General features: G+C 67.8%; 12 protein-coding genes and 2 tRNA genes. 11 read left to right on the forward strand and 3 right to left on the reverse strand.

Going from position 1 to position 11,392, the window contains the following annotated elements:
* The first annotated feature begins 5 nt into the window (after positions 1-5).
* The 3 genes from serA to ACZY1G_RS20890 are packed head-to-tail and all read left to right on the forward strand — an operon-like array spanning position 6 to position 3,219.
* Positions 6-1,592, forward strand: a complete 1,587-nt coding sequence (gene serA, locus ACZY1G_RS20880) for a phosphoglycerate dehydrogenase (protein ID WP_463816961.1) — start codon at positions 6-8, stop codon at positions 1,590-1,592.
* An 8-nt stretch (positions 1,593-1,600) separates the two neighbouring features.
* Positions 1,601-2,611, forward strand: a complete 1,011-nt coding sequence (locus tag ACZY1G_RS20885) for a 3-isopropylmalate dehydrogenase (protein WP_463823653.1) — start codon at positions 1,601-1,603, stop codon at positions 2,609-2,611.
* A 2-nt stretch (positions 2,612-2,613) separates the two neighbouring features.
* On the forward strand, positions 2,614-3,219 hold the full coding sequence (locus tag ACZY1G_RS20890) for a hypothetical protein (RefSeq protein WP_463817197.1): 606 nt from the start codon (positions 2,614-2,616) through the stop codon (positions 3,217-3,219).
* Here ACZY1G_RS20890 and ACZY1G_RS20895 read toward each other — a convergent pair.
* A complete protein-coding gene (locus ACZY1G_RS20895) occupies positions 3,186-3,512 on the reverse strand; it encodes an antibiotic biosynthesis monooxygenase family protein (protein ID WP_463816960.1) in 327 nt (108 codons plus the stop codon). The two genes, ACZY1G_RS20890 and ACZY1G_RS20895, sit on opposite strands and share 34 nt — an antisense overlap.
* A 60-nt stretch (positions 3,513-3,572) precedes the next feature.
* On the opposite strand from ACZY1G_RS20895, the gene ACZY1G_RS20900 reads away from it, so the two are divergent.
* On the forward strand, positions 3,573-4,061 hold the full coding sequence (locus ACZY1G_RS20900; protein ID WP_463816959.1) for a MarR family winged helix-turn-helix transcriptional regulator: 489 nt from the start codon (positions 3,573-3,575) through the stop codon (positions 4,059-4,061).
* On the opposite strand, the gene ACZY1G_RS20905 is transcribed toward ACZY1G_RS20900, so the two are convergent.
* Complete coding sequence (locus tag ACZY1G_RS20905; RefSeq protein ID WP_463823516.1) at positions 3,950-5,188, reverse strand: MFS transporter; 1,239 nt, start codon at positions 5,186-5,188, stop codon at positions 3,950-3,952. The genes ACZY1G_RS20900 and ACZY1G_RS20905 overlap by 112 nt on opposite strands.
* A 118-nt stretch (positions 5,189-5,306) precedes the next feature.
* On the opposite strand from ACZY1G_RS20905, the gene ACZY1G_RS20910 reads away from it, so the two are divergent.
* The 4 genes from ACZY1G_RS20910 (at position 5,307) to ACZY1G_RS20925 (ending at position 7,905) form a co-directional block, all read left to right on the forward strand.
* The gene (locus ACZY1G_RS20910) at positions 5,307-6,095 is read left to right on the forward strand and encodes a fumarylacetoacetate hydrolase family protein (protein WP_463816957.1); all 789 of its coding nucleotides are present in this window, start codon (positions 5,307-5,309) and stop codon (positions 6,093-6,095) included.
* A complete protein-coding gene (gltX, locus tag ACZY1G_RS20915; protein WP_463816956.1) occupies positions 6,092-7,567 on the forward strand; it encodes a glutamate--tRNA ligase in 1,476 nt (491 codons plus the stop codon). Before ACZY1G_RS20910 ends, gltX begins: the two co-directional genes overlap by 4 nt.
* Positions 7,568-7,696: 129 nt before the next feature.
* Positions 7,697-7,771, forward strand: a tRNA-Gln gene (locus ACZY1G_RS20920).
* Positions 7,772-7,832: 61 nt separating this feature from the next.
* Positions 7,833-7,905, forward strand: a tRNA-Glu gene (locus ACZY1G_RS20925).
* 49 nt (positions 7,906-7,954) lie between these two features.
* On the opposite strand, the gene ACZY1G_RS20930 is transcribed toward ACZY1G_RS20925, so the two are convergent.
* Positions 7,955-8,656 carry an IclR family transcriptional regulator gene (locus ACZY1G_RS20930; RefSeq protein WP_335333765.1) on the reverse strand — a complete coding sequence of 234 codons (702 nt, stop codon included), beginning with the start codon at positions 8,654-8,656 and terminating at the stop codon, positions 7,955-7,957.
* 36 nt (positions 8,657-8,692) lie between these two features.
* Here ACZY1G_RS20930 and leuC point away from each other — a divergent pair, with 36 nt between their 5' ends.
* From leuC to ACZY1G_RS20945, 3 genes are all read left to right on the forward strand, one after another.
* Entirely contained in the window at positions 8,693-10,138 is a 1,446-nt protein-coding gene (gene leuC, locus ACZY1G_RS20935) for a 3-isopropylmalate dehydratase large subunit (RefSeq protein ID WP_463816955.1), read from the forward strand.
* 17 nt (positions 10,139-10,155) lie between these two features.
* The gene (gene leuD, locus ACZY1G_RS20940) at positions 10,156-10,749 is read left to right on the forward strand and encodes a 3-isopropylmalate dehydratase small subunit (protein WP_463816954.1); all 594 of its coding nucleotides are present in this window, start codon (positions 10,156-10,158) and stop codon (positions 10,747-10,749) included.
* Positions 10,750-10,950: 201 nt separating this feature from the next.
* The coding region (locus tag ACZY1G_RS20945) for an HU family DNA-binding protein (RefSeq protein WP_463823517.1) at positions 10,951-11,392 on the forward strand (442 nt) is incomplete at its 3' end.

Here is an 11,392-nt window from a genome sequence, read left to right on the forward strand (position 1 = left end):
GCCTCGTGAGTCTGCCCGTGGTATTGATCGCCGACAAGCTGGCCCCCTCGACCGTCGAAGCGTTGGGCGACCAGGTGGAGGTCCGTTGGGTCGATGGCCCGGACCGGGAGAAGCTGCTGGCCGCCGTCGCCGAAGCCGACGCGCTGCTGGTGCGCTCGGCCACCACCGTCGACGCCGAGGTCCTGGCCGCAGCGCCCAAGCTGAAGATCGTCGCCCGCGCCGGTGTGGGACTGGACAACGTCGACGTCGACGCCGCCACCGCCCGCGGTGTGCTGGTCGTCAACGCCCCCACCTCCAACATCCACAGCGCCGCCGAGCACGCGCTCGCGCTGCTGCTGTCGGCGGCCCGTCAGATCCCGGCCGCCGACGCCACCCTGCGCGCGCACACGTGGAAGCGGTCGTCGTTCTCCGGCACCGAGATCTTCGGCAAGACGGTCGGCGTCGTCGGCCTCGGACGGATCGGCCAGCTGGTGGCCCAGCGGCTGGCCGCGTTCGGCGCCCACATCACCGCCTACGACCCCTACGTCTCGCACGCCCGCGCGGCGCAGCTCGGCATCGAGCTGCTCAGCCTCGACGAGCTCCTCGCCCGCGCAGACTTCATCTCGGTGCACCTGCCCAAGACCAAGGAGACGGCAGGGCTGATCGGCAAGGATGCGCTGGCCAAGACCAAGCAGGGCGTCATCATCGTCAACGCCGCGCGAGGCGGACTCATCGACGAGCAGGCGCTGGCCGACGCGATCACGAGCGGTCATGTGCGCGGTGCCGGTCTGGACGTGTTCGCCACAGAACCGTGCACCGACAGCCCGCTGTTCGAGCTGCCCCAGGTGGTGGTGACGCCGCACCTCGGCGCATCGACGACCGAGGCCCAGGATCGCGCCGGCACCGACGTGGCCGCCAGCGTCAAGCTCGCGCTCGCCGGTGAGTTCGTGCCCGACGCGGTCAACGTCGGCGGCGGCGCAGTCGGCGAAGAGGTCGCGCCGTGGCTGGATCTGGTCCGCAAGCTCGGGCTGCTCGTCGGTGCGCTGTCTGCAGAGCTGCCCACGAACCTCTGCGTCCAGGTGCGCGGCGAGCTGGCCAGCGAGGAGGTCGAGGTGCTGCGCCTCTCGGCGTTGCGCGGTCTGTTCTCAGCGGTCATCGAGGATCCGGTCACCTTCGTCAACGCCCCGGCGCTGGCCGCCGAGCGCGGCGTCGAAGCGTCCATCGACACCGAATCGGAGAGCCCGAACCACCGCAGCGTCGTCGACGTCCGCGCCGTGGCCGCCGACGGCAGCACGGTCAACGTGGCCGGCGCGCTGTCGGGTCCGCAGCAGGTCGAGAAGATCGTCCAGATCAATGGCCGCAACCTCGATCTGCGTGCCGAAGGCGTGAACCTGATCGTCAACTATGACGACCAACCCGGCGCGCTGGGCAAGATCGGCACGCTGCTCGGCAGCGCCGAGGTCAACATCCTGGCCGCCCAGCTCAGCCAGGACGCCGACGGTCAGGGTGCGACGATCATGCTGCGCCTGGACCGGAACGTGCCCGACGACGTTCTGGCCACCATCGGCCGGGACGTCAACGCTGCGACATTGGAAGTGGTCGACCTGACATGAGCGCTCCGTTGAAACTCGCGGTGATCGGCGGCGACGGGATCGGTCCGGAGGTGATCGGTCAGGCGCTCACGGTGCTCGACGCCGTCCGCCCCGGAGTCGAGAAGACCGAGTACGAACTCGGCGCGCGCCAGTACCACAAGACAGGCGAGGTGCTGCCCGCCTCGGTCCTCGACGAACTCAAGGCGCACAACGCGATCCTGCTCGGGGCGATCGGTGACCCTTCGGTGCCCAGCGGGGTGCTCGAACGCGGTCTGCTGCTGCGTATCCGCTTCGAGCTCGACCACCACGTCAACCTGCGCCCGGGCCGGCTGTACCCCGGTGTGCGCAGTCCGCTGGCCGGCGACCCGGAGATCGACTTCGTCGTCGTGCGCGAGGGCACCGAGGGTCCCTACACCGGCAACGGCGGTGCGATCCGGGTGGACACCCCCCACGAGATCGCGACCGAGGTCAGCGTCAACACCGCTTACGGCGTGCGCCGTGTGGTGCTCGACGCGTTCCATCGTGCGCAGAGCCGCCGTAAGCATCTGACCCTGGTGCACAAGAACAATGTGCTGACCCACGCCGGATCGCTGTGGTGGCGCACCGTGCAGTCCGTGGCTGCGGAGTATCCGGACGTCGAGGTGGCCTACCAGCACGTCGATGCGGCGACGATCCACATGGTCACCGATCCCGGCCGGTTCGACGTCATCGTCACCGACAATCTGTTCGGTGACATCATCACCGACCTCGCCGCGGCGGTGTGCGGTGGCATCGGGCTGGCGGCCAGCGGCAACATCGATGCGACGCTGACCAATCCGTCGATGTTCGAGCCCGTGCACGGCAGCGCACCCGACATCGCCGGGCAGGGCATCGCGGACCCGACGGCGGCGATCATGAGCGTGTCGTTGCTCTTGGCCCACCTCGGTGAGCTCGACGCGGCGGCCCGTGTCGACGCGGCGGTCGCCGAGCATCTCGCGACCCGGGGTGATCAGTCGCTGACCACCGCCCAGGTCGGCGAGCGCATCCTCGGAAAGCTGTAGCCATCCGGCGGCTGGCCACACTGTCTGCGCAGTGCTGGCTGTTCGTCGTCGGCTCGTCGCTGTTCGCGCTGGCGACCGCGCCCGGTGTCCCGGCGTGGCTGGGTGCGGGCGGAGCGAATCTGCTGTGCTTTTGCGGGTCGTGGTTCTTCACGACTGCGGCCTGGATTCAACTGTTCCGCAGCGACCGTGCACATAGCTCGGAATGGTTCAGCGCGGCAGTGCAATTCGTCGGGACCGTGCTGTTCAACCTCAGCACAGGGGCGTCGGTGTGGGCGCATGCGGTCGCCAGTGAGCGGCGTTATGTCTGGGTACCCGACGTTTTCGGGTCCACGGCATTTCTGGTCAGTGGCGTCCTCGGCATGGCGGCGGTGGGCGCGCTGATCGATCTGCAGTCCCGCGACTGGCGTTCCGCTGTGATCAACATGATCGGGTGTGTGGCGTTCGCCGTGTCGGCCGGTGCTGCGTTCGTGCGCACGACAGGCGTCACCGAGGACGAGAGGCTGGCCAACCTCGGCACCTTCGTCGGTGCGCTCTGTTTCCTGGTTGCCGCCCTGGTGCTGCTCCCGCGCCGGCGTCAGTCGCGTTCGTGCACCGACGCCACGTCGTAGAGATGCGGCTGGAAGTCGTCGGCGATCTCGGCGGCCACCGTCATGTGTTCTCGCGCAGCCGGATTCGATTGCATCGCGACGAATGACTCCGCGGTGTCCCACTGTGCGTAGTTCACCACGCGGGTCCGGTCGCGGCTGATGTGGATGCTGGCAGAGCCGAAGCCCGGCAGATGGCGCATCACCTCCTCGGTGGCGCGGGTGAGCACGCCGGCGAGCGCCTCCGCGCGCTCCGGGGCGACGGTGAACACGTTGATCAGGGTGGTCCAGGGGCTGTTCGTCTGAATCGTGGGCATCTGTCCTCCTTATGTCAGCTTCCTTACAAAGCAACCGTACACCTGTGTAAGGTTCCTGTCATGACGGATGTGGAAGACGCGGTCGGATATCTGGTCAAACGGGTCCAGCAGTCGCTGCGGCGCCGCTGTGATTCGGCGTTGCGGCCCACCGGGCTGTCGATGTCCCAGTACGCGGTGCTGCGCGCGCTCGCTGATCATCCAGACGCGTCGGCCGCCGAACTCGCCCGGTTGTGTTTCGTGACCCGGCAGTCGCTGCAGGACCTCCTCGGCGCCCTGCGGGGCGGGAGGTTGATCGCCGACGCCGCAACGAGCCGACCGGGCCGCGCGCGTGCGCTGGAGCTCACCGTCGAGGGACAGGCGCGGTTGGCCGCGGCGCACGACGCGGTCAGCGCTGTCGACGCGTCGATGACAGAGGGCATGCCGGCGGCAGAGCGCCGTCAGCTCGCGGAGTCGCTGCTGCGCTGTGCCGAGAACCTCGAACGCGTCGCAGGCACCGACGGAATCGCCAGCAAGGGGAACAGCGCGCACACCGCGAAGGCCGTGGGGTAGCCGGCCGCGGTGATGAGCGCGCCGAACAGCGGCGGAGTGACGCCCGCGGTCAGCAGCTGGGTGGTGTTCTGCGTGCCCAGGGCGCGCCCGCTCCAGAACGGGCCGGCGACCTCGGCGATGGCGGTGAAGGCCAGCCCGTTGTCCGACACCGTGACCACCGACGCGACGATCATGAGCGCGATGCTGGCGGGGGAGTCCAGCCAATCGGTCAGCGCCAGCAGCCCCATCGACACCGACGCGGCTGCGGCGATCGTGCGTATGGGTCTCATCCGCGAGCTCAGCACGTCTGCAGAACGCCGTAGGGCGAAGTCCGACCACCGCCCGGCCGCGATTCGTCCGCCGGCACCCAGCAATTGCGCGACGGTGACCATCGCGCCCGCGGAGCCGGCGGACCAGCCCCTGTCGGTGATCAACCAGGCCAGCGTGAAGGTCCACACCATCGCCTGCGGCGCCACCAGCAACAGAGAGGTCAGATGGATGCGAACCAGCAGTTTGGACCCTCGGTAGGGGTTGGCGAGGTCGGTCTCACTGGCCTCGGCGCGCGCCGGTCTCGGCGGGTCCAGCACCGCGACGGCGCAGATGACCGCCGAGACCGCGCAGACGGCAGCAGGGAACAGCAGCGCGCCCGACACCCCGCTGGATTCGGCCAGTCGGGGAATCACCAGCGCGCCGACGCCGACGCCCAGCGGCTGGGCGGTCTGACGGATGCCCATCACCAGACCACGCTTTTCCGCGTCGAACCAGCCGACCACCAAGCGGCCGCTGGCGGTGTTGCTGCTCGCTGCCGCCATCCCGCCCAGGAAGAGGAAGACTCCGACCGTCGGCAGCGAGTCCGCGGCTGCCGCACCGAAGCCGGCGGCGGCGGTCAACGCCGAACCCAGGGTCAACACCGTCCGCTCGCCGAACCGGTCGACGACGTAACCCCACGCGATCAGGGTCACCACCATGCCCAGGCTGGGCAGCGCTGACATCAGTCCTGCCTGTGCGAGATCCAGGCCGCGCTCACGATGCAGCGTCGGTATGAGGAAGGCCACACCGTTGATGAAGACGTTGGCGCACAACGTGGCGGCCAGGGCGACGATCAACATGGACCAGCGCCGCGCGGTGCTGATCGAGGAGGTGTCCATACCGCCATGGTGGCACGGGCATCTCACATTATTGAACTGATATCTCACATATTGAGACCCGCTTCGCGTCGGCTGTGCGCCCGCTTGCGCGCGGGGTGCTGGCGCTAGGCTGACTGCCATGCGTCTTGGTCGAATCGCCAGCCCTGATGGTGTGGCCTTTGTCTCCATCGAAGGGCCGGTCGACGAGCCCGGGGAGGCGATCGCCCGTGAGATCGCCGAGCACCCGTTCGGCACACCGACATTCACCGGCCGGCAGTGGCCGCTGGCCGACGTCCGCATGCTGGCGCCGATCCTGGCCAGCAAGGTCGTCTGCATGGGCAAGAACTACGCCGCCCACATCGAGGAGATGGGCGGCGGCACCTTCGAGGATCCCATCATCTTCCTCAAGCCCAACACCGCGATCATCGGACCCCGCACGCCGATCCAGCTCCCCGCCGACGCCCATCCGGTGCACTTCGAGGGCGAACTGGCCGCCGTCATCGGCCGTCCGTGCAAGGACGTGCCTGCCTCGCGCGCCGCGGAGAACATCCTCGGTTACACGATCGCCAACGACGTGTCGGCACGTGATCAGCAGAAGAAGGACGGCCAGTGGATGCGCGCCAAGGGCCACGACACGTTCTGTCCGGTCGGCCCCTGGATCGTCACCGATGTGGACGCGTCCGATCTCGAGATCCGCACCGAGGTCAACGGTGAGGTCAAGCAGCGCAGCCGAACATCGTTGATGATCCATGACATCGGCGCGATCATCGAGTGGATCTCGGCGGTCATGACGCTGCTGCCCGGGGACCTGATCCTGACCGGAACGCCCGAGGGTGTGGGCCCCCTCGAGCACGGCGACAGCGTCAGCATCAGCGTCGAAGGCATCGGAACACTCACCAATCCCGTTGTGCGCAAAGGAAAATCGTGACCGTCCCGCCGAACGTCAGAGTCAGGTTCTGTCCGTCTCCGACGGGCACCCCCCATGTCGGGTTGATCCGTACCGCGTTGTTCAACTGGGCCTACGCCCGGCACACCGGCGGCACCTTCGTGTTTCGCATCGAAGACACCGATGCCGCGCGTGACAGTGATGACAGCTATCGGGCGCTGCTCGATGCGCTGCGGTGGCTCGGCCTCGACTGGGACGAAGGGCCAGAGGTCGGCGGGCCGTACGAGCCGTACCGGCAGTCGGGCCGGCGTGAGATCTACACCGATGTTCTGGCGCGACTGCTCGAGGCGGGGGAGGCCTATGAGGCGTTCTCCACCGCAGAGGAGGTGGAGGCTCGGCATCTCGCGGCGGGGCGCAACCCGAAGCTGGGCTATGACAACTTCGATCGCGACCTCACCGACGAGCAGCGGGCGGAGTTGCGTGCCGAGGGCCGCTCGCCGGTCATCCGGCTGCGGATGCCCGACACCGACATCACGTGGGACGACCTGGTGCGGGGAGAGACGACCTTTCCCGCGGGCTCGATCCCGGACTTCGCGCTGACGCGGGGCAACGGAGAACCGTTGTACACGTTGGTGAATCCGGTCGACGACGCGCTGATGAAGATCACCCACGTGTTGCGGGGTGAAGACATCCTGCCCTCGACCCCGCGGCAGCTGGCGCTCTACGCCGCGCTCGAACGGCTCGGCATCGCCGACGGCGCGCCTCGGTTCGCTCACCTGCCGCCGGTGCTGGGCGAGGGCAACAAGAAGCTGTCCAAACGCGACCCGCAGTCCAATCTGTTCTTGCACCGTGAGCGCGGATTCATTCCCGAGGGCCTGCTCAACTATCTTGCGCTGCTGGGCTGGTCGATCGCTGACGACCGGGACATCTTCAGCATCGAGGAGATGGTCGCGGCGTTCGACGTCGCCGACGTGAACTCCAATCCGGCCCGATTCGACCAGAAGAAGGCCGACGCACTCAACGCCGAGCACATCCGGATGCTCGAGACCGACGAGTTCACCCGCCGCCTGGGCGAGTATTTCCGCGCCCACGACCACGACACCGGGCTCGACGACGCCGCCTTCGCCGAAGCGGCCGCACTGGTGCAGACGCGCATCGTGGTTCTCGGCGACGCCTGGGGGCTCCTCAAGTTCCTCGACGACGGGTCCTTCGCGCTCGACGAGAAGTCGGCAGGCAAGGAACTGCGGCCCGACGCGGTGCCGGTTCTCGAGGCCGCCCTGGGCGTTCTCGAGGCGCTCGGGGAGTGGAGCAGTCCGCAGATCGAGGAGGCGCTCAAGGTCGCGCTGATCGACGGGCTCGAACTCAAGCCCCGCAAGGCGTTCGGACCCGTCCGCGTCGCGGTGACCGGCTCGTCGGTGAGCCCGCCGCTCTACGAATCGCTGGAGCTGCTGGGGCGTGACCGCACGCTGGCGCGGCTGCGAGCAGGCCGAGACCATGCTGCGGCGGCGGTGTGACGGGGGTGGAGAAAGCACCCGGAAATCTTTGGTAGTGTGCTCGTCGGCCCGGACAACGGCGCAACGCGGCACCATCGCGAGGCGCTGGGGCCGCAAAATGGCCCGTGACCTGCGGTGACGGGCTGCCAATGGGGTATGGTGTAATTGGCAACACAGCTGATTCTGGTTCAGCCATTCTAGGTTCGAGTCCTGGTACCCCAGCCAATGTGCGGATTAGGTCAGCACTGTGTGTCTCGGCTATGCTGACCGTCCGGAAAGAGTTCTAGCCCCCGTCGTCTAGCGGCCTAGGACGCCGCCCTCTCACGGCGGTAGCGTGGGTTCGAATCCCATCGGGGGTACATCTGCTCGCAGGCCTTGAAGGCCTGCGAGTTTTTCATGTCGGGGCCTTCAGAGCCGCCGGGTCAGGGCGTCGGCGGCGGCCACCAGATCGGCCGCCCAGCGCGCGCCCGGACGCCGTCCCATCCGGTCGATCGGCCCGGACACCGACACAGCGGCGACCACGGCGCCGCGGCCGTCGCGGACCGGCGCCGACACGCTCGCCACCCCGGGTTCCCGTTCTGCCGCGCTCTGCGCCCAGCCGCGCTTGCGCACCTCGGCGAGCGCGCGGTCGGTGAACGCCGCATCGGCAAGGACGGTGCGCTGGGTGGCGGGGTCGGCGTATGCCAGCAGTACCTTGGCCCCCGAGCCGGCCGTCATCGGCAGACGCGCGCCGATCGGCACCGTATCCCGAAGACCGGCAGGCGGTTCCAGCGCGGCGATGCAGATGCGTGCAGTCCCGTCCCTTCGGTACAGCTGCACACTCTCACCGGTGAGTTCGCGCAGGCGGGGCAACACCACGGCGCCCGCCGACACGAGTGGGTCGCGGACGTGGCTGCCGAGCTCGGCGAGCGCTGGGCCCAGGCGCCACTGCCCGTCGGCGTCGCGCGCGAGCAGCCGGTGCGTCTCCAGTCCGACGGCAAGCCGGTGTGCGGTCGCGCGGGGCAGGGCGGTGCGATCGCACAGATCGGCCAGACCGCAGGGGGACTCGGCGACCGCGTGCAGGACGGCCACCGCTTTGTCGAGCACGCCGATACCGCTATCCTGTCTCACAAGGAGATACTAGCTTCCCAGATTGTGAGATGGTCAATGGACATCGCGAACAACCCGCGGACTCTCGCCGAGAAGGTGTGGAGTGATCACGTCGTCGTCGCGGGCAACGGTGAGGGTGATGCCCGCGAACCGGATCTCATCTACATCGATCTGCACCTCGTGCACGAGGTGACCAGCCCCCAGGCATTCGACGGGCTGCGGATGGCGGGACGGCCGGTGCGGCGGCCCGACCTGACGATCGCCACCGAGGACCACAACGTGCCTACCGTCGACATCGACAAGCCGATCGCCGACCCGGTGTCCCGGACTCAGGTGGAGACGTTGCGCCGCAACTGCGCCGAGTTCGGGATCCGTCTGCATCCGATGGGGGATGCCGAGCAGGGCATCGTCCACATCATCGGTCCGCAGCTGGGTCTCACGCAGCCCGGCATGACCGTCGTGTGCGGTGACAGCCACACCTCGACCCACGGGGCGTTCGGCGCCTTGGCCATGGGCATCGGTACGTCGGAAGTCGAACATGTGCTGGCCACCCAGACACTTCCGTTGCGGCCGTTCAAGACCATGGCCGTCACCGTCGACGGCGAACTGCCGCCCGGCGTCAGCGCCAAGGACATCATCCTCGCGGTGATCGCGCAGATCGGAACCGGCGGCGGGCAGGGACACGTCATCGAATACCGGGGCAGCGCCATCGAATCGCTGTCCATGGAAGGCCGGATGACGATCTGCAACATGAGCATCGAGGCGGGCGCTCGCGCCGGCATGGTGGCACCGGACGACACCACCTTCGCGTTCCTGAAGGGGCGCCAGCACGCGCCGACGGGTGCCGCGTGGGACGACGCGGTGGCCGCATGGCGTGAGCTCCGCACCGACGAGGGCGCCGAATTCGACACCGAGGTCCACATCGACGCCTCGACGCTGAGCCCGTTCGTCACCTGGGGCACCAACCCCGGCCAAGGGGTGCCGTTGTCGGGCGCGGTACCCGATCCGGAAGCGATGTTCGACGACAGCCAGCGGGAGACTGCCGAAAAGGCGTTGACATACATGGGTCTCGCGGCGGGTACCCCCATGCGCGACATCCCGGTCGACGCGGTGTTCGTCGGCTCCTGCACCAACGGCCGGATCGAGGACCTGCGGGTGGTGGCCGACGTGCTTCGCGATCGATCTGTCGCCGACGGCGTCCGGATGCTGATCGTGCCCGGCTCCATGCGGGTGCGCGCTCAGGCCGAATCCGAAGGTCTCGGCGAGATCTTCACCGCCGCAGGCGCGGAGTGGCGCCAGGCCGGCTGCTCGATGTGCCTGGGCATGAACCCCGATCAGCTCGCCCCCGGCGAGCGCTGTGCCTCGACGTCGAACCGCAATTTCGAGGGCAGGCAAGGCAAAGGTGGTCGCACACACCTGGTGTCGCCGGCAGTCGCCGCCGCGACCGCCGTCCGGGGCACCCTGTCGTCCCCGGCCGATCTGATCCCCGCGCCCACACACTGAAAAACGGAGACGCTGACATGGAAGCCTTCACCACCCACACCGGGATCGGCGTGCCGCTGCGCCGCACCAATGTCGACACCGACCAGATCATCCCGGCGGTCTATCTGAAACGCGTGACCCGCACGGGATTCGAGGACGGTTTGTTCGCGGCCTGGCGCAACGATCCGTCGTTCGTGCTCAATCAGTCGCCGTTCGACCGCGGTTCGGTTCTGGTGGCGGGGGCCGATTTCGGGACCGGTTCGTCGCGCGAACACGCGGTCTGGGCGCTGATGGACTTCGGCTTCCGGGTGGTCATCTCGTCACGATTCGCTGACATTTTCCGGGGCAACGCCGGCAAGGCCGGACTGTTGGCGGCCGAAGTCGCACAAGACGATGTGGAATTGTTGTGGAAAATCATCGAGCAGCGGCCGGGCACGGAAATCACTGTCAATCTTCAAGATCGGACCATCGCCGCCGAAACGATGGTGGTGCCCTTCAAGATTGATGACTACACCGCGTGGCGTCTGCTCGAAGGACTCGACGATATAGGCCTTACGCTGCGGAAACTCGATCAGATCGAGGATTACGAGGCGCACCGCCCAGAGTGGAAACCGCGTACTCTGACGTCCTGAACGGCAGGCTTGCGCGGTGAAATATCCGCTCTGCAATCCACTTTTGCGGCGGCCCGGTAGGACCCGAAGGGGGCCAAGCGGATTGAAAAAAGTTCGCTGACGCGGCCTGAAATTGCGCGTGGCTCTTGGAAATCAACGGGTAATGGGTTTACCGTGTCCTCTAGTCGGTCCAGAGAGGACCACAGTTCCCGGAGGTTTTGCATGAACAAGGCAGAGCTCATCGACGTACTCACGGAGAAGTTGGGCTCGGATCGTCGGCAAGCGACCGCCGCCGTGGAGAACGTCGTCGACACCATCGTGCGCGCCGTGCACAAGGGTGACAGCGTGACGATCACCGGCTTCGGTGTCTTCGAGCAGCGCCGCCGCGCCGCCCGTGTTGCCCGCAACCCCCGCACGGGTGAGACGGTCAAGGTCAAGCCCACGTCCGTTCCGGCCTTCCGCCCCGGCGCTCAGTTCAAAGCTGTTGTCTCCGGTGCGCAGAAGCTTCCGGCCGAGGGTCCCGCCGTCAAGCGCGGAGTGACCGCATCGAGCACCGCCCGCAAGGCGGCAAAGAAGGCGCCGGCCAAGAAGGCTGCGACCAAGGCTCCGGCCAAGAAGGCCGCGACCAAGGCCCCGGCCAAGAAGGCCGCGACCAAGGCCCCGG

The sequence above is a fragment of the Mycobacterium sp. IDUB_5 genome (genome assembly GCF_055419565.1).

Coding starts and splice junctions, on each gene's coding strand:
- leuC (WP_463816955.1), top strand. CDS start 8,693: ATGGACATCGCGAACAACCCGCGGACTCTCGCCGAGAAGGTGTGGAGT.
- ACZY1G_RS20910 (WP_463816957.1), top strand. CDS start 5,307: ATGCGTCTTGGTCGAATCGCCAGCCCTGATGGTGTGGCCTTTGTCTCC.
- ACZY1G_RS20905 (WP_463823516.1), bottom strand. CDS start 5,188: ATGGACACCTCCTCGATCAGCACCGCGCGGCGCTGGTCCATGTTGATC.
- ACZY1G_RS20895 (WP_463816960.1), bottom strand. CDS start 3,512: ATGCCCACGATTCAGACGAACAGCCCCTGGACCACCCTGATCAACGTG.
- leuD (WP_463816954.1), top strand. CDS start 10,156: ATGGAAGCCTTCACCACCCACACCGGGATCGGCGTGCCGCTGCGCCGC.
- ACZY1G_RS20900 (WP_463816959.1), top strand. CDS start 3,573: ATGACGGATGTGGAAGACGCGGTCGGATATCTGGTCAAACGGGTCCAG.